The 16,881-nt window shown below is 74.4% G+C and carries 13 protein-coding genes; 11 read left to right on the top strand and 2 right to left on the bottom strand.

The window, feature by feature from the left end; all coding sequences use genetic code 11:
* Positions 1-7: 7 nt before the first annotated feature.
* Positions 8-1,027 carry a helix-turn-helix domain-containing protein gene (locus GA0070607_RS01370; RefSeq protein ID WP_089016526.1) on the bottom strand — a complete coding sequence of 340 codons (1,020 nt, stop codon included), beginning with the start codon at positions 1,025-1,027 and terminating at the stop codon, positions 8-10.
* Between the two features lie 100 nt (positions 1,028-1,127).
* Here GA0070607_RS01370 and recN point away from each other — a divergent pair, with 100 nt between their 5' ends.
* From recN to GA0070607_RS01325, 9 genes are all read left to right on the top strand, one after another.
* Positions 1,128-2,885, top strand: coding sequence for a DNA repair protein RecN (gene recN, locus GA0070607_RS01365; RefSeq protein WP_089016525.1), 1,758 nt, complete (start codon positions 1,128-1,130; stop codon positions 2,883-2,885).
* 119 nt (positions 2,886-3,004) lie between these two features.
* Positions 3,005-4,183, top strand: a complete 1,179-nt coding sequence (steA, locus tag GA0070607_RS01360) for a putative cytokinetic ring protein SteA (protein WP_089016524.1) — start codon at positions 3,005-3,007, stop codon at positions 4,181-4,183.
* A gap of 27 nt (positions 4,184-4,210) precedes the next feature.
* Entirely contained in the window at positions 4,211-5,152 is a 942-nt protein-coding gene (locus tag GA0070607_RS01355) for a copper transporter (protein ID WP_089016523.1), read from the top strand.
* Positions 5,153-5,234: 82 nt separating this feature from the next.
* On the top strand, positions 5,235-6,101 hold the full coding sequence (locus tag GA0070607_RS01350) for a hypothetical protein (protein ID WP_089016522.1): 867 nt from the start codon (positions 5,235-5,237) through the stop codon (positions 6,099-6,101).
* A gap of 1 nt (position 6,102) precedes the next feature.
* Positions 6,103-7,809 carry a murein biosynthesis integral membrane protein MurJ gene (murJ, locus tag GA0070607_RS01345; protein WP_089016521.1) on the top strand — a complete coding sequence of 569 codons (1,707 nt, stop codon included), beginning with the start codon at positions 6,103-6,105 and terminating at the stop codon, positions 7,807-7,809.
* Between the two features lie 29 nt (positions 7,810-7,838).
* The gene (locus GA0070607_RS01340) at positions 7,839-8,990 is read left to right on the top strand and encodes a glycosyltransferase family 4 protein (RefSeq protein WP_089021576.1); all 1,152 of its coding nucleotides are present in this window, start codon (positions 7,839-7,841) and stop codon (positions 8,988-8,990) included.
* Positions 8,990-11,431: a hypothetical protein gene (locus tag GA0070607_RS01335; protein WP_231930747.1), complete on the top strand. Its 2,442-nt coding sequence runs from the start codon at positions 8,990-8,992 to the stop codon at positions 11,429-11,431. The genes GA0070607_RS01340 and GA0070607_RS01335 overlap by 1 nt, the downstream gene beginning before the upstream one ends.
* A 164-nt stretch (positions 11,432-11,595) precedes the next feature.
* Entirely contained in the window at positions 11,596-13,347 is a 1,752-nt protein-coding gene (locus GA0070607_RS01330; protein ID WP_089016520.1) for a CTP synthase, read from the top strand.
* Positions 13,344-13,982 carry an NUDIX domain-containing protein gene (locus GA0070607_RS01325; RefSeq protein ID WP_089016519.1) on the top strand — a complete coding sequence of 213 codons (639 nt, stop codon included), beginning with the start codon at positions 13,344-13,346 and terminating at the stop codon, positions 13,980-13,982. The genes GA0070607_RS01330 and GA0070607_RS01325 overlap by 4 nt, the downstream gene beginning before the upstream one ends.
* 101 nt (positions 13,983-14,083) lie before the next feature.
* Here GA0070607_RS01325 and GA0070607_RS01320 read toward each other — a convergent pair whose 3' ends face one another.
* Positions 14,084-14,341, bottom strand: a complete 258-nt coding sequence (locus GA0070607_RS01320) for a TM2 domain-containing protein (RefSeq protein ID WP_089016518.1) — start codon at positions 14,339-14,341, stop codon at positions 14,084-14,086.
* 291 nt (positions 14,342-14,632) lie between these two features.
* Between GA0070607_RS01320 and ald the strand changes: the two genes are divergently transcribed.
* Positions 14,633-15,748 carry an alanine dehydrogenase gene (gene ald, locus GA0070607_RS01315; protein WP_089016517.1) on the top strand — a complete coding sequence of 372 codons (1,116 nt, stop codon included), beginning with the start codon at positions 14,633-14,635 and terminating at the stop codon, positions 15,746-15,748.
* 20 nt (positions 15,749-15,768) lie between these two features.
* Positions 15,769-16,752 carry a site-specific tyrosine recombinase XerD gene (locus tag GA0070607_RS01310; RefSeq protein WP_089021575.1) on the top strand — a complete coding sequence of 328 codons (984 nt, stop codon included), beginning with the start codon at positions 15,769-15,771 and terminating at the stop codon, positions 16,750-16,752.
* Positions 16,753-16,881: the final 129 nt, after the last annotated feature.

Here is a 16,881-nt window from a genome sequence, read left to right as displayed (position 1 = left end):
CCTTGGCTCAGATCCAGCCCCGCCGGGCGACCTGGAAGGCCAGCCCGGGCCGGGTGTCCACGCCGGCGGCGGCCATCAGGTCGGCGAGTCGGCGCTGCACGGTCCGACGGCTCACCCCGAGTTGCGAGGCGATGGACTTGTCCGGAACCCCGGCCACGAACAGCGACAGCAGCCGCGCCTCGTCGGCGTCCGGCCGGTAACCGTCGCCGGGGTGGTCATCCGGGTCGGACCTGCGGCCCTCGGACGCCGGTACGGCCAGCGGATCGTCCAGGCGCAGCCGGGTGGCCACCCGCCAGTGGCTCTCGAAGAGGGCCAGCAGCGCGTCGAGCAGTTGACTGCGGCCGATCACGGCGGCGCTCGGCTCGCCGCCGTCGCGGTCGGGCACGAGCGGGCAGATGGCGGTGCGGGCGTCCACGATGGCCAGTCGGACCGGCAGTCGGTCCAGGACACGGGCCTGCTCGCCGGCGGCGACCCCCTTGGTCAGGTCGGCCAGCGCGCCCGGCTCCAGCAGCAGGTCCCGCTCGTAGATGGCCCGGTAGCTGACCCCGCGGGCCAGCGCGTCGAACTCCTCGACGTTCTCCGGGCCGGCCATCGCCAGGGGGTTCGCCCGGCAGAACCAGAGCACCTCGGTACGCGCCGAGTTCTGCAGATCGCGCAGCCGGTCCCGGAGCGTCCGGGCCCCGGTGATCACCTCGACCAGGTGGTCACCGTGGTGACGGCGCAGCCCCGAGCGGTACTCCTCGGCCAGCTGGGTGACCCGCCGCCGGGCCGCCTCCAGGTCCTCCTGCCGACGCAGCAGCGCCGCGCCGAGGGCGACGTCCGGTGCCCTCGGGCGCAGCGGGGCGTCCGGGTCGGTGTCGGTGGGCAGCACCAGACCCTTGATCCGCAGGGCCTCGACCTGCGCGACGACCTGCGCCCGCGGGCGTTGCAGCCGCTGGACCAGCTCGTCGATCCGGGCCGTGGTGAGCTGGAGCAGGCAGCGGTAGAGCTCCTCTTCAGCCGGGGTCAGGCCGATCACGTCCAACACGGGGCAGAACTGTACGTCGGCCCGGAGCCGGCCGTGCCGCGACCTGCCCGCGGTCCGTCGGCTGGTCAAGTGTCGGGCCTCGCGTCTACTGTCGGGTGCTGTGCTGGAAGAGCTGCGCATCACCGGACTGGGCGTCATCGAGGACACCACGCTGCCGTTGACCGGCGGGATGAACGTCATCACCGGCGAGACCGGTGCGGGCAAGACGATGGTGGTCACCGGCCTCGGCCTGCTCTTCGGGGGTCGGGCCGACGCCGGACGGGTCCGTGCCCAGCCCGGGCGGGCCGTGGTGGAGGGGCGGCTGCGCCTGGAGGGTCGGGTCGCCGACGCGGTGCACGCCCGGATCACCGACGCCGGCGGCGAGCCCGACGAGGACGGTTCGCTGCTGCTGAGCCGCACGGTGACGGTGGAGGGCCGCTCCCGCGCCCACCTCGGCGGCCGGAGCATGCCGGTGTCGATGCTCGGTGAGGTGGGTGAGCAGGCGGTGGCCGTGCACGGCCAGTCCGACCAGCTGCGGCTGCTGCGTCCGGCCGAGCAGCGGGCCGCACTGGACCGGTTCGCCGGCCCGGCGCACGAGAAGCTGCTCGACGCGCTGCGCGAGGCGTACACCGGTTGGCGGCGGATCGTCGACGACCTGGCCGACCGGCGCCGCAACGCCCGCGAGCGCAACCAGGAGGCCGACCTGCTGCGGCTCGGCCTCGACGAGATCACCCGCGTCGATCCGCAGCCCGGTGAGGACGACGAGCTCAAGACCGAGGCGCAGCGCCTCGAGCACGCCGAGGGATTGCGGACGGCCGCGCAGCTGGCCCAGCAGTGCCTGGCTGGCGGCGCGGAGGCGGCCGACGAGACACCGGACGCGACGGCGCTGCTGGGCACCTCCCGGCGGACCCTGGAGGCGCAGTCCGGCACCGATCCGGCGCTGGGCGAGCTGGCGGCCCGGCTGGAGGAGGCGGCCACCCTGGTCACCGACGTCTCCGCCGAGCTGTCGGCGTACCTGGCGACGCTCGACGCCGATCCGGCCCGGTTGCAGCACATCTACGAGCGGCGGGCCGCGCTGCGCGCGCTGACCCGCAAGTACGCCGACGACGTCGACGGGGTGATCGCGTGGGCCGAGCGGGCCCGCACCCGACTGTCCGACCTGGACACCTCCGACGACCTGCTCGACGAGTTGGAGCGCGAGGGGCAGCGCCTGGCCGGTGAGGTGGCCGATCTGGCCGCTCGGGTGTCGGTCTCCCGACAGGAGGCGGCTGTCCGCTTCGCCGACCAGGTCACCGTCGAGCTGGCCGGCCTGGCCATGCCGCACGCCCGCATCGAGGTGGCGGTGCTGCCCCGCCCGGCCGGGCGGTCCGAACCGACGCTGTCGGTCAACGGCGTCGAGGTGGGCATCACCGCGGACGGCGGCGACGAGGTGGAGCTGCGGTTGCTGGCCCACCCGGGCGCGCCGTCGTTGCCGTTGCAGCGCGGCGCCTCCGGCGGTGAGCTGTCCCGGGTGATGCTCGCCATCGAGGTGGTCTTCGCCGGTTCGGGTGGCCCGCCCACGCTGGTCTTCGACGAGGTCGACGCGGGGGTCGGCGGTCAGGCGGCGGTGGAGATCGGCCGGCGGCTGGCCCGGCTGGCCCGCAGCCACCAGGTGCTGGTCGTCACCCACCTGCCGCAGGTGGCGGCGTTCGCCGACCGGCACCTGGTGGTGGCGAAGGACACGGGCGGCGCGGTGACCACCAGCGGCGTGCGGGTGGTGGAGGACACTGAGCGGGCCCGGGAGCTGGCTCGGATGCTCGCAGGTTTGCCAGATTCGGATCTGGGTATCGCCCACGCCGAGGAGCTCCTGGCCGTGGCGGCCAAGGAACGGCGGCCGTGACGCCGCGTATTGTGAGCGCAAGCACACCAGCTTGCGCCCACGTGTGCTTCCCTGGGTAGGCGGCCCTGCTCAGGCATGTCGCGACAGAGAAGCCTGCCTCACATGCCAGGATGGTCACGATGCGTCTACCCACGTTGCGCCGGAACCGGATCACGGAGCCGGGCAGAGTCCTCGGCACCGCGCGCCTCGATCGCCGGACAAAACGCCTGGTCGGTCGGTTACGGCCCGGTGACATCGCGGTCATCGACCACGTCGACCTGGACCGGGTGGCGGCCGATTCGTTGGTCGCCGTCGGGGTCGCGGCGGTGCTCAACGCCAAGCCCTCGGTCTCCGGCCGCTACCCGAACCTCGGCCCGGAGGTCCTGATCGCCGCCGGCATCCCGCTCCTGGACGACCTGGGCGAGGGCGTCTTCGAGCGGATCCGCGAGGGCGACCAGGTGCGCATCGAGGGCAACACGGTCTTCGCCGGCGACGAGCCGGTGGCGCACGGCAGCCTGCAGGACGCCGAGTCGGTCGCCAAGGCGATGGCCGACGCCCGCGAAGGGCTCTCGGTGCAGTTGGAGGCGTTCGCCGCCAACACCATGGACTACCTGCGCCAGGAGCGCGACCTGCTGCTCGACGGCGTGGGCGTGCCGGACATCGAGACCCAGATGCAGGGTCGGCACTGCCTGATCGTGGTGCGCGGCTACGACTACAAGGCCGACCTGGACGTGCTGCGCCCGTACATCCGGGAGTTCAAGCCGGTGCTGATCGGCGTCGACGGAGGCGCCGACGCGCTCGTCGAGGCCGGATACACCCCCGACATGATCATCGGGGACATGGATTCGGTGACCGATGACGTGCTGCGCTGCGGCGCCGAGGTGATCGTGCACGCCTACCCGGACGGGCGGGCGCCCGGGCTGCCCCGGGTCAACGGCCTCGGCGTCCCGGCGGTGACGTTCCCGGCGGCGGCGACCAGCGAGGACCTGGCCATGCTGCTGGCCGATGAGAAGGGCGCGTCGCTACTGGTCGCGGTCGGCACCCACGCCACGCTTGTCGAGTTCCTGGACAAGGGCCGCGGCGGGATGGCCTCGACGTTCCTGACCCGGCTGAAGGTCGGCGGCAAGCTGGTCGACGCCAAGGGCGTGAGCCGGCTCTACCGCCAGAGCATCTCCGGTTCGTCGCTGCTGCTGCTGGTGCTCTCGGCGGTCGCGGCGATGGCCTCCGCGGTGGCTGTATCCACCGTCGGGAAGGCGTACCTGGGCGTGGCCGCCGAGTGGTGGGACAATCTGGTGTTCCAGCTGTACCGGCTTTTCTAGTTCCCGACCGATCAAGAGGCTGCAAGCGTGATCAATTTCCGCTACCACGTGGTGTCCCTCACCGCGGTCTTCCTGGCTCTGGCGATCGGCCTGGTGGTCGGCACGGCCGCCCTCAACGGCCCGGTCGCCGACTCGCTCAAGGAGCAGGTCACCGGGCTGCGCAAGGACAACCAGCAGTGGCGCCAGACGGTCAACAACATGGAGAAGCAGCTCGGGCTGGAAGAGGAGTTCGCCGAGGAGATGTCCCAGGTCGTCCTGCCGGGCACCCTCACCGGGCGCCGGGTGGTGGTCCTCAGCCTGCCCAACGGGCGCGACCACACCGAGGGCGTGCTCAAGAAGCTCCAGCTCGGCGGCGCCACGATCACCGGCCGGGTCGACCTGCAGGACAAGTTCATCAACCCGGACAACAACTCCAACCTGCTGGAGCTGGCCGTCACCGCCGCCCGGCCGACCGCGCAGACCACCGGCCTGCCGGGCAACGGGCACGGCGTGGAGACCTCCAGCGCCCTGCTGGCCAGCGTCCTGCTGGACCGGGCCCAGGGCACCGCGCCGGTCAGCGACGCCGACCGGCGGGCGGTGCTCGCCGCGTACAACAACGCCGGCTACCTGACCACCGACGACAACAAGGTCACCGGTCCCGCGGAGGCGGTCGTGGTGGTCAGCGGCCAGCCGTACGTCGACAAGGACTCCGACAAGCGCGACGAGTCGGTCGTCAAGATCGCCGAACAGTTCGACCGGACCGGGTCGATCGTGGTGGGCGGCAACGGCTCCGCCGGCGGCAACCTGGTGGCCGTGGTCCGTGGTGACCCGGTGCTGTCCCAGACCATCTCCACGGTCGACAACGCCAACACCGTGCAGGGCCAGCTGGTCACCAGCCTCGCCCTGGTGCAGCAGCTCACCGAGAAGAAAGCCGGCCAGTACGGCGTCGGCGACAACGCCGCCTCGCTGCTGCCTAGACTGCCCCAGTGAGCGAACGACGTACCCCCGTGTCCGAAACCGACGAGGCGGCGCGTGAGCGAGCGCGGCGAGCGACGCACAGCAGGGCGGCGGCGTGAGGGCGCTCGGCCGGCTGCTGATCGCCGGAGCCGGCGCCGCGGCCGCCCGGTACGCGCTGCGTGAGGTGCGTACCGCCCCGGTGGGGCCCGCGCTGGAGCGCACCAACTTCCGCGGCCGGCCGGTGACAGTGGCCGCCGGGCCGGCGCTCGCCGCCGGCGCGGCCGCCGCCGGCGCGTTCGGCGCCACCAGCGCCGCCTCCGGCGCAGCCGCCCTGGTCGCCGGCGTCGGCGCGGGCGGCGTCGGGCTGTACGACGACGTGGTCGGCGCCCGCCCGGAGCAGAAGGCCGCGAAGGGCTTCGCCGGTCACCTCGCCGCCCTGCGCGAGGGACGGGTCACCGCCGGGCTGGTCAAGGTCGTCGGGGTGGGCGTCGCCGGGCTGGGCGCCGCCGCGCTGCTCGCCGCCGATCCCCGGGTCGCGGCTCACCCGCGCCGCCAGCGTCACCGCGCGTTCGGCCGGGGCGTCGACGTGCTGCTCGGCGCCGGGGTGATCGCCGGCACCGCCAACCTGCTCAACCTGCTCGACCTGCGACCCGGGCGGGCCATCAAGTCGGGGCTGCTGCTCGGCGCGCCGCTGGCCGGCGGCCCGCACGGCGGGATCGCCGCCGGCGCGGCCGGCGCGGCCGCCGGTCTGCTCCGTGACGACCTGGCCGAGGACGTGATGCTCGGCGACAGCGGAGCGAACGCCCTCGGTGCGGTCCTCGGCGTCGCGCTCGCCGCCCGCACCGGCCCGCTCGGCCGCGCGGGGCTGCTCGCCGTGCTCGCCGGCCTCACCGCCGCCAGCGAGAAGGTCAGCTTCACGTCGGTGATCCAGAAGACCCCGGGGCTGCGGGAGCTTGACGCACTGGGCCGGCGCGCCGACTGACGTGACCAGACCGGCACCCCTCGCCGGCGCCGGCCGGCTGGCCGGGGCAGCCGCGCTCATCGCCGTCCTGACCGTGGCCAGCCGACTCGCCGGCTTCGGCCGTACCGCCGTGTTCACCTGGAGCCTGGCGCCCACCGACCTCGGTGGCGCCTACGTGGTGGCCAACGCGGTGCCGAACTTCATCTTCGAGATCGTCGCCGGGGGAGCGCTGGCCAGCCTGGTCGTACCGCTGCTGGCCGGCGCGGTCGCCGTCGGCGACCGGAGCGCGGTGGCCCGGACCACCGGGGCGTTGCTGACCTGGACGCTGGCTCTGCTGGTGCCGCTCGCGCTGCTGGTCGTGCTGTTCGCCGGGCCGCTGATCGGAGCGCTGGGCGACGGCCTGACCGCCGCCCAGCAGCAGAGCGGCGCCCGGATGCTGCGGGTCTTCGCCCCGCAGTTGCCGCTGTACGGAGTCGGCATCGTGCTCACCGGGGTACTCCAGGCGCACCGCCGCTTCGCCTGGCCGGTGCTCGCCCCGCTGCTGTCCAGCCTCACGGTGATCGTCGTCTACCTGGGGTTCACCGCGACCCAGGGCCGGCTGGCCACCGTCGGCGGGGTGACCCCCGGCGGCGAGTTGCTGCTCTCGGCCGGCACCACCCTCGGCGTGGTGGTGCTGTCGCTGTCGCTGCTGATTCCGATGCGGCGGCTGCGCCTGCGGCTGCGGCCCGGGTTCGGGTTCCCCACCGACGCGCGGTCCCGGGTCGGCGGCCTGGCGGTGGCCGGCGCGGTCACCGTCACCACGCAGCAGATCGCGCTGATCGTCAGCCTCCACCAGGTCACCTACGGCGCGCAGACCAACCCCGGGGTCTACAACCTGGCGCAGACCGTCTATCTGCTGCCCTGGGCGGTGCTGACGGTGCCGCTGGCCATCGCCGCGTACCCGACCCTGGCCGCCGCCCACGCCGCCGCGGACGAGGACACCTACCGGGCGACCCTGGCCCCGGCCGTGCGCGGGGTGCTCCTGTTCAGCTGCCTCGGTGCGGCCGCGTTGATCGGTACTGCCGGGCCGATCGGGCAGTTCTTCTTCAGCAACGCGTCCACCGCCTCGACCGCCGCCGCCGCGATCATCGGGTTCGCCCCGGGTCTGCTCGGCTACGGACTCTTCGCGGTGCTCACCCGGGCGCTCTATGCCCGGGGGGCAACCCGGGCCGCAACCGTCGCCACGGCGGTCGGTTGGCTGGTGGTTCCCACCGCTGTCCTGCTGCTCGGCGTGCTGCTGCCGCTGCGGGACCGGGTGTTTGCGGTGACGGCCGCGAACTCGGTGGGAATGCTCGTGTTGGGGGCGCTGCTGCTCGCGGCGGTGTGGCGCGGCGCCGGCCGTACGGCGTTGGCCGGCGCGACCCGGGCCGGTGCGGCCGGCGCGCTGGCCGCGGTGGTCGCCGCGCTCGCCGGGCTCGGGCTCACCCGGTGGCTCGACACGCCGGGCGGCGGCACCCCGACGATGGTGGCGGCACTCGTTCAGGGCATGCTGTCCGGGGTTCTGGTTGGGGTCGTGTTCCTCGCCGTGGTCTGGTTCGTCGACCGGCGGGACGTACGGCCACTGCTGGCCGGGGTGCTGCGGCGTCTGGGCCGGGCGGGACGGCGCGGGTCGCGGGACCGGGCCGGTACGCCGACGCCGGGCGCGGTCCCCCCGGAGCAGGACGACGGGAAGGAGACGGTGGTCCGGTGAGCGCGAGAAGTGAGCCGGTTCAGCCCGTCCTGCCCACCGGATGGTCGGGCAGCGTCGCGCTGGTGCTGGCCTCCAGCACCGGTGGGGTCGGCCAGCACGTCCGCTCGGTGACGCGCGGGCTCGTCGCGGCCGGTGCCACCGTGCTGGTGTGCGGGCCGGCGGCAACACAGGAGCAGTTCGACTTCGCCGGGGTCGGCGCGCGCTTTGAGCCGGTGGAGATCCCGGCCAGCCCGACGCCGGCCGACGCTCGCGCGGTGCTCGCCCTGCGGCGGGCGCTCGCCGCCGCCCGGGTCGACGTGGTGCACGCGCACGGCCTGCGCGCCGGGCTGGTCGCCGTGCTGGCCCGCCCGGCCGCCCCGCTTGTCGTGACCTGGCACAACGCGGTACTCGCCGGCGGGCTGCGCGGTGGGATGTCCCGGCTCGCCGAGCGGGTGGTGGCCCGGGGCGCCCGGGTGGCCCTCGGCGCCTCCGCGGACCTGGTGGAACGGGCCGCCGCGTTGGGTGCCGCCGACGCCCGGCTCGCCCCGGTCGCCGCGCCGACGCTGCCTGCGCCGCGCCGACGCCCCGCCGCCGTCCGGGCCGAGTTCGGTGTGCGCCCGGACCAGCCGCTGATCGTCTCGGTCGGCCGGCTGCACCCGCAGAAGCGGTACGACGTGCTGATCGACGCGGCGGCGCGCTGGCGTACCCGCACTCCACCGCCCGTGGTGGTGATCGCCGGCAGCGGCCCGGCCTACCTGCCGCTGGCCGCCCGGACGTCGGCGGCCCGCGCCCCGGTGACCCTGCTGGGGCACCGCACGGACGTGGCCGACCTGCTGGCCGGAGCGGACCTCGCGGTGGTGACCAGCGACTGGGAGGCCCGGCAGCTCTTCGCCCAGGAGGCGTTGCGGGCCGGCGTGCCGTTGGTGGCCACCGCGGTCGGCGGGCTGCCGGAGCTGGTCGGCGACGCCGCCGCGCTGGTCCCCGCCGGTGACGTGGACGCCGTCGACGCGGCGGTGCGCGTTTTGCTCGACGATCCGGCGGCCCGGGCCGAGCTGGGCCGGCGCGGTGCCGAGCGGGCGGCGACGTGGCCCACCGAGGCGGACACCGTGGCCGCGTTGGCGGCCCTGTACGCCGAGTTGGCCGCGGCGCCGGCCGGTCCGGCGAGTCCGGGTTCCGACGCCCCGATGACGGGACAACGGTGATGCTGCGCCGACTCGCCCCCGCCCTGTTGACAGTGCTCGTGGTGGCGTTGGGCGTCACCGCGCTGTCCGCGCGCCCGCCGCAGGGCACTCCGCAGCGCACCGCCGACTTCGTGGTGCTTGCCGGGGTCGCGGGGCTGCGCTGGGACGACGTGGATCCGCAGACCACCCCGACGCTGTGGCGGATGGCCCAGGACGGCTCGATCGGCTCGCTGTCGGTGCGCTCCGCGCACCGGCCCACCTGCCCGGTGGATGGCTGGCTGACCCTGGGCGCGGGCAGCTTCGCGGCGTGGAACGGCAGCCGGTCGGCCGGTGGCTGCCCGCCGGCCGGCGTGGCAGTGGAGCAGCCGGACGGCATCGGCGCGAACCTGCCCGACCAGGAGAGCGTGGTCCAGTACAACCAGCAGCGGCTGCCGTGGGGCACCATGCCCGGGTCGCTGTCGGAGTCGGTGCGCTGCTCGGTCGCGGTCGGTCCGGGTGCGGCCGTGGCGGCCGCCCGACCGTTCGGCCGGGTCGACCGGTACGCCTCGGGGCTGCCGGCGGATCCGCGCCCGCTGCTCGGCTCGTGTGTGCTGAGCATCGTCGACCTCGGCACGGTCGACGGGACCGACCCGGCGGCGCGCGCCGAGGCGGCCCGCGCGGCGGACGCCAAGCTGGCCCGGGTGCTGGCCGCCCGGCCGCCGCGCTCACTGGTGCTGGTCGCCGGGGTCTCCGACACCGCCCAGCCGTCCCGGCTGCACGTGGCGGTCGCCGACGGGCCGGGCTGGGAGCGGGGCTGGCTCACCTCGGCCAGCACCGGCCGGGACGGGTACCTGCAACTGGTCGACCTCGCGCCGACCGCGCTGGCCGCGCTGGGCCGGCCGATGCCCGAGCGGCTCTTCCTCGGCCGGCCGGCGGTCAGCACCGGCGGCCGCCCGGCCGACCTGGCCGAGGCGATCAACGCGCCGGCCGACGCGGACCGGGAGGCGGCCGCGCAGCGGACCGTCTCCGGCTGGTTCTTCACCCTGCTCGCCGGGTTGCAGGTGCTGCTGGCCCTGGCGGTGCTGCCGCTGTTGCGTCGGGCCCGCCCGCACGCCGGGCCGGCCGGGCCGACGCCGGCGCCCGGACGGGTCGTGGCGGTCGTGGAGCTGCTGCTGGTGGCCGCGGCGTTGACCGTGCCGGCGGCGCTGCTCGCCGACGCGGTGCCCTGGTGGCGAGGCGAGCACCCAGGTTGGATCTTCGCCGGGGTCACCGCGCTGCTGGTGGCGGCCGGCACCGCGGCGGTCCGGTTCGTTCCCGGGTACGCCGGCACCCTCGGCCCGTTCGGCGCGGTGGCCGGCCTCACCACACTCGTCGTCGGCCTGGACGTGCTCACCGGGGCCAGGCTCCAGCTCAACGGCGTGGTCGGCTACTCCGCGTTGCAGGGCGGCCGGTACTCCGGCCTGAGCACGGTCGGCCTGGGAGTGTTCCTCGCCGGCGCGCTGGTGAGCGCGGGCTGGCTCGCCCAGCGGGTGCACCGCACCTGGCGGCCGGCGGTGATGGTGGCCGTCGGTGGTCTCGCCGTCGTGGTGGTCGGCAGCCCGTACCTGGGCGCCGATCCGGTTGGCGCTATCGCGCTGACCGCCGGGTTGAGCGTGGCCGCCGCGATCAGCGCCGGCGGCTGGCTGACGATCAGCAGGCTGGCCTGGGCCACGATGGCCGCCCTGGCGGTCGGCATCGGCTTCGCCGTGGTGGACCTGCGCCGTCCGGCGGCGGAGCGGGGCAGCCTGGGTCGGTTCCTGTCGGCCGTCAGCGACGGCACCGGCGGGTTCACCGTGCACCGCTCCAGCACCGCGAACTTCGAGACGCTGGTCAACAGCCCGCTGACCGTGCTGGCCCTGGCCGGTGCCCTGCTGGTGTGGTTCGCACTGCTGCAGCCGTGGGGCGGGCTGACGCGACTGTTCGGCATCTACCCGGCCGTGCGGGCCGCGCTGGCCGGTACCGCGGTCGCCGCGGTGCTCGGTGGCGTGCTCGACGGCGCGGCGCTGGACATCGCGGGGGCCGCCGCCGCGGTGGTGGTGCCGATGGCCGCGCTGGCCTCACTGCGGGTGCTCCGGCACGCCGCGGACCGCACCCGCCCGATCGGGGGGCGTACCCGCGACGACGGCGCCGAGGACGATTCCGGCTTCGGCGGCAGCGGGCCGGCCGGTGGGGGTGACGGCCCGAGCGGCGGTGGTGGGCCACTGGGCGCGGGCCATCCCCGCCCGATCAGCGGCCCGGCCGGGAAGGTCGGGCGGCCCCCGAACGCGGCCACGCCGGCGGAACGGGCCCCCGACGATGCGGCCGAGCCGAAGCCGGACGCCCCGGCGGCGCCGGCGCAACGACCGGCCGACCCGTGCGAGGCCGACCCCTCGGACACCGCGCCGACGGTGGCGCGGCCGCCCCGGCAGGTCACCCGATCATCGACCGAGGCTGCCGCTCCCTGAGCGCCGCAGGGCCGTCGTGGTGCCCCCGACGTGTTCCACCCGGGGTGCGGCCTGCGAGTACCCGCCCGGGAGGTGTTACCGTGGAATCCCGTGGATCGCGTGATCACTTTGCTGATCAAGCACGGCGGTCTGCATGACCGCGACAGACGACACGGGAGCAGGCCTTGGCCCCATCAGCACGGACGACCAGGCACATTTTCGTCACCGGGGGCGTCGCCTCCTCGCTGGGTAAGGGCCTCACCGCCTCCAGCCTCGGCAACCTGTTGACCGCGCGCGGGCTGCGCGTCGTGATGCAGAAGCTCGACCCCTATCTCAACGTCGACCCGGGAACGATGAACCCGTTCCAGCACGGCGAGGTCTTCGTCACCGAGGACGGCGCCGAGACCGACCTCGACGTCGGGCACTACGAGCGTTTCCTGGACCGGGCGTTGTCCGGCAAGGCGAACGTCACCACGGGCCAGATCTACTCCGACGTGATCGCCAAGGAGCGGCGCGGCGAGTACCTGGGCGACACCGTTCAGGTCATCCCGCACATCACCAACGAGATCAAGTCCCGGATCCTGGCGATGGGTGACCCGGACGACGACGGCCACGTCCCCGACGTGGTGATCACCGAGGTCGGTGGCACGGTCGGCGACATCGAGTCGCTGCCGTTCCTGGAGGCGATCCGCCAGGTCCGCCACGACCTGGGCCGGGACAACTGCTTCTACCTGCACGTCTCGTTGGTGCCCTACCTGGCGCCCTCGGGTGAGCTGAAGACCAAGCCGACCCAGCACTCGGTGGCGCAGCTGCGCAACATCGGTATCCAGCCGGACGCCATAGTGCTGCGCTGCGACCGGGAGATCCCGGAGAAGCTCAAGGAGAAGCTGTCGCTGTACTGCGACGTGGACGCCGAGGCGGTCGTCGCCGCGCCGGACGCGCCGAGCATCTACGACATTCCGAAGGTGCTGCACCGTGAGGGGCTGGACGCGTACGTGGTGCGCCGGCTCGGGCTCTCCTTCCGGGACGTGGACTGGACCAGCTGGGACGACCTGCTGGAGCGGGTGCACCGGCCCCGGCACACGGTCACCGTCGCGGTGGTCGGCAAGTATGTCGACCTGCCCGACGCGTACCTGTCGGTGAGCGAGGCGATCCGGGCGGCCGGGTTCGGCCACCGGGCCCGGGTGCAGCTGCGCTGGGTGCCCAGCGACGAGTGCGTCACCCCGGCCGGTGCCGCGGCGGCCCTGGCCGGCGTGGACGGCATCCTCATCCCGGGCGGGTTCGGGGTGCGCGGCATCGAGGGCAAGATCGGCACCGCTCGGTACGCCCGGGAGAACGGCATCCCGCTGCTCGGTCTCTGCCTCGGCCTGCAGTGCATGACAATCGACGTGGCCCGGCACCTGGCCGGCCTGGACGGCGCGAACTCGCTGGAGTTCGACGAGCAGGCCGCGCACCCGGTCATCGCCACGATGGCGGACCAGGAGGACATCGTCGCCGGCAAGGGCGACCTGGGCGGCACCATGCGGCTCGGCGCGTACCCGGCGACGTTGACCGAGGGCTCGATCGTCGCCGAGGCGTACGGGAGCACCGAGATCAGTGAGCGGCACCGGCACCGGTACGAGGTGAACAACGCCTACCGGGACGCGCTGACCAAGGCGGGCCTGCACATCTCCGGCACCTCGCCGGACGGCCGGCTGGTCGAGTTCATCGAGCTGGACCGGGGCCTGCACCCGTTCTTCGTGGCCACCCAGGCGCACCCGGAGCTCAAGAGCCGCCCCACCCGCCCGCACCCGCTGTTCGCGTCGTTCGTCAAGGCCGCCGTGGCGTACTCGCAGGCCGACCAGCTTCCGGTCGACCTGGACGCGGCGACGGAGGCCCCGACGGCGCGACGGGCCGCCCGCAACGGCGCAGCGACGAAGGCGTCGTCCGCCTCGTGAGCGAGCGGAGCGAGCAGGCCGCTGGGGGTGGCAGCGCCGTCGAGCACCGCTACGAGGTGCGCTCGCGCGAGGAGCGCTACCGGGGTCGGATCTTCAGCGTGGTCAGCGAGGAGGTCACCATGCCGGGCGGCGGGACCGCCGCGCGTGACCTCGTGCGGCACGTCGGGGCGGTGGCCGTTGTGGCGCTCGACGACGCCGGCCAGGTGGTGCTGATCCGGCAGTACCGGCATCCGGTCGGCCGGCACCTGTGGGAGCTGCCGGCCGGGCTGATGGACGTGTCCGGCGAGGAGTTGCCGGCCGCCGCGCTGCGGGAGCTGGCCGAGGAGGCCGACCTCACCGCCGGGCGGATCGACGTACTGGTCGACCTGCACAGCTCGCCCGGGTTCACCGACGAGCTGGTCCGGGTCTACCTGGCCCGGGACCTGTCCGACGTGCCGCTTGCCGAGCGCCACGACCGCCGGGACGAGGAGGCCGACCTCCAGATCGTGCGGATCGACCTGGACGAGGCCGTCGGCATGGTCCTGGCCGGCGAGATCACCAACGCCTCCGCGGTGGCCGGGCTGCTGGCCGCGGCCCGGGCCCGGGACACCGGCTGGTCGGCGCTGCGCCGGGCGGACGCACCGCTGCCGCGCTGAGACTCGCCGCCGGGCCGGCCCCCGGCGGCACCGACGAGGGGTACGCGCGAAAGGGGCCCCGCGGCACACGTGCCGCGGGGCCCCTTTCGCCATCTGGTGGATCAGTCGCGTAGCGGCCGACCCTGGGCGTCCGTGCCACCGTTGACCAGGATGAGGATGCCGTCGATGAGGCCCCACAGAGCGCCGAAGCCGCAGGTCACGAAGCTCACCACGAGCTGCAGAACGGCGATCTTGGTGTGTCCCGTGTAGAACCGACCGGCGCCGAAGGTGCCGAGCAGGATGCCGAGGATGCCGGCGACAACCTTGCTCTTGTCGGAGTAACCGGGGGCGTACCCCGGCTGGTAAGGAGGAGTGGTCATGGGGCGACACAATAGTGATCCACTCGGCCGCTGTCCGCAGCGGCACCCACCAGATGGGACGATAATGGGCGAACATTGTCCTGACGGCTGAGGTTGCCTCCCACCGCCGGCCGGTCGATGCCCTGACACTCCGTCAGGTCACCCCGGCACCGGATGCCACTGTGCTGGCTCGCGGCGGGGCCGAGCGCGCCTAGACTGCCGCCGGCGGGACCGGTGGACCGCGGTGGCAACGGGGCCGTCGCGGCACCGAGCAGTCGGGGGAGAGCAGCCCCGAAGAGAGGTGTCTGCATCGTGAAGGTCGGAATCCCACGCGAGGTCAAGAACCACGAGTACCGCGTGGCGATCACGCCGGCGGGCGTCAACGAGTTCACCCGCAGCGGTCACCAGGTCTTCGTCGAGTCCGGCGCCGGCATCGGCTCCAGCATCAGCGACGAGGAGTTCGCCACGGCCGGCGCCACGATCCTGGCCACCGCCGACGAGGTGTGGGAGACCGCCGAGCTGGTGCTCAAGGTCAAGGAGCCGATCGCCGAGGAGTACCACCGGATGCGCGAGGGGCAGGTGCTCTTCACCTACCTGCACCTGGCCGCCTCCAAGGAGTGCACCGACGCGCTGATCGACCGCAAGGTCACCGGCATCGCGTACGAGACCGTCGAGCTGCCCGACCGGTCGTTGCCGCTGCTCGCCCCGATGTCCGAGGTGGCCGGCCGGCTCGCCCCGCAGGTGGGCGCCTTCTACATGATGCGCACCGGCGGTGGGCGCGGCGTGCTGCCCGGCGGCGTCTCCGGGGTGTACGCGGCCAAGACCGTGGTCATCGGCGCCGGCGTCTCCGGCATGAACGCCGCCGCGATCGCGCTGGGCCTGCAGTCCGAGGTGCTGCTGCTGGACAAGAACGTCGCCCGGCTGCGCCAGGCCGACGCCATCTACCGGGGCCACCTGCAGACCGTCGCCTCCAACGCGTACGAGATCGAGCGGGCCGTGGTCGACGCCGACCTGGTCATCGGCGCGGTGCTGGTGCCCGGCGCCAAGGCGCCGACCCTGATCTCCAACGAGCTGGTCTCCCGGATGAAGCCGGGCAGCGTGCTCGTCGACATCGCCATCGACCAGGGCGGCTGCTTCGAGGACTCGCGCCCCACCACGCACGCCGACCCGGTCTACAAGGTCCACGAGTCGATCTTCTACTGCGTGGCGAACATGCCGGGCGCGGTGCCGAACACCAGCACCTACGCGCTGACCAACGTCACCCTGCCGTACGCCCTGGAGCTGGCCAACCAGGGCTGGCGCGAGGCGCTGCGCCGCGACCCGGCGCTGGCGCTGGGCCTGAACACCCACGACGGCCGGGTCACCTACGGCCCGGTCGCCGAGTCGCACGGCATGGACGTGCTCCCGCTGGCCGACGTGCTGGCCTGAGCGGCGGCGCACTGACCGGCATCGCAGCCTCCGCCGGCGCGGGCGAACAGCCCGCGCCGGCCCTGCGCCGTGCCGTGCGCGGCTACCTCGACCACCTCACAGTCGAGCGGGGCCTGTCCGCGAACACCCTCGCCTCGTACCGCCGGGACCTGGACCGCTACCTGGCGACCCTGGCGGACGCCGGCATCGCCGACCTCGCGTCGGCCGGTGCCGGCGTCGTCGAATCGCACCTGGCCCGGCTGCGCGCCGGCGACGACGCGCACCCGCCGCTGGCGGTCTCGTCCGCCGCCCGCGCGGCCAGCGCCGTACGCGGCCTGCACCGCTTCGCGCTGCGCGAGGGGCTGGCCGGCGCCGACCCCAGCCGCGACGTGCGCCCGCCCACCCCGCCGCGCCGGCTGCCCCGCGCGCTGCCGGTCGACGACGTGGTCCGGCTGCTGGAGACCGCCGGCCCGGTCACCGCGACCGGCGAGGGCGCGCCGCTCGCGCTGCGCGACCGGGCGCTGCTGGAATTCCTGTACGGCACCGGCGCGCGGATCTCCGAGGCGGTCGGCGCCGCGGTGGACGACCTCGACGCCGACGAGGGCACCGTGTTGCTGCGCGGCAAGGGCGGCCGGGTGCGGCTGGTGCCGATCGGCGGGTACGCCGTCGAGGCGGTACGTGCCTACCTGGTCCGGGCCCGGCCCGGGCTGGCCGCCGCCGGCCGGGGCACCCCGGCGGTCTTCCTCAACGCCCGTGGCGGCGCGTTGACCCGCCAGGGCGCCTGGGCCATCCTGCGCCGCGCCGCCGGCCGTGCCGGGCTGCCGGTCGACGGGCCCGCCGCGGTCTCCCCGCACACCCTGCGCCACTCGTACGCGACCCACCTGCTCGACGGCGGCGCCGACGTGCGCGTGGTCCAGGAGTTGCTCGGGCACGCGTCGGTGACCACCACCCAGGTCTACACGCTGGTGACCGTCGAGCGGCTGCGCGAGGTGTACGCCACCGCCCATCCGCGCGCCCGGGGCTGAGCCCGGTCGGGGTCGGTCCCGACACGCCGGGCCGGTGCTGAACCCCCTGCTGGTCGGTGGCGTACAGTCGGCATCGGCGCGGACCTCCTGGGGCGACACGACCGGGGTGCGCAGCGGCGCCGCGAAGGA

The organism is Micromonospora coriariae (assembly GCF_900091455.1).
GTDB lineage: Bacteria > Actinomycetota > Actinomycetes > Mycobacteriales > Micromonosporaceae > Micromonospora > Micromonospora coriariae.
The sequence above is the reverse complement of the archived record's forward strand: the minus strand, read 5'-3'. Positions and strand labels throughout refer to the sequence as shown.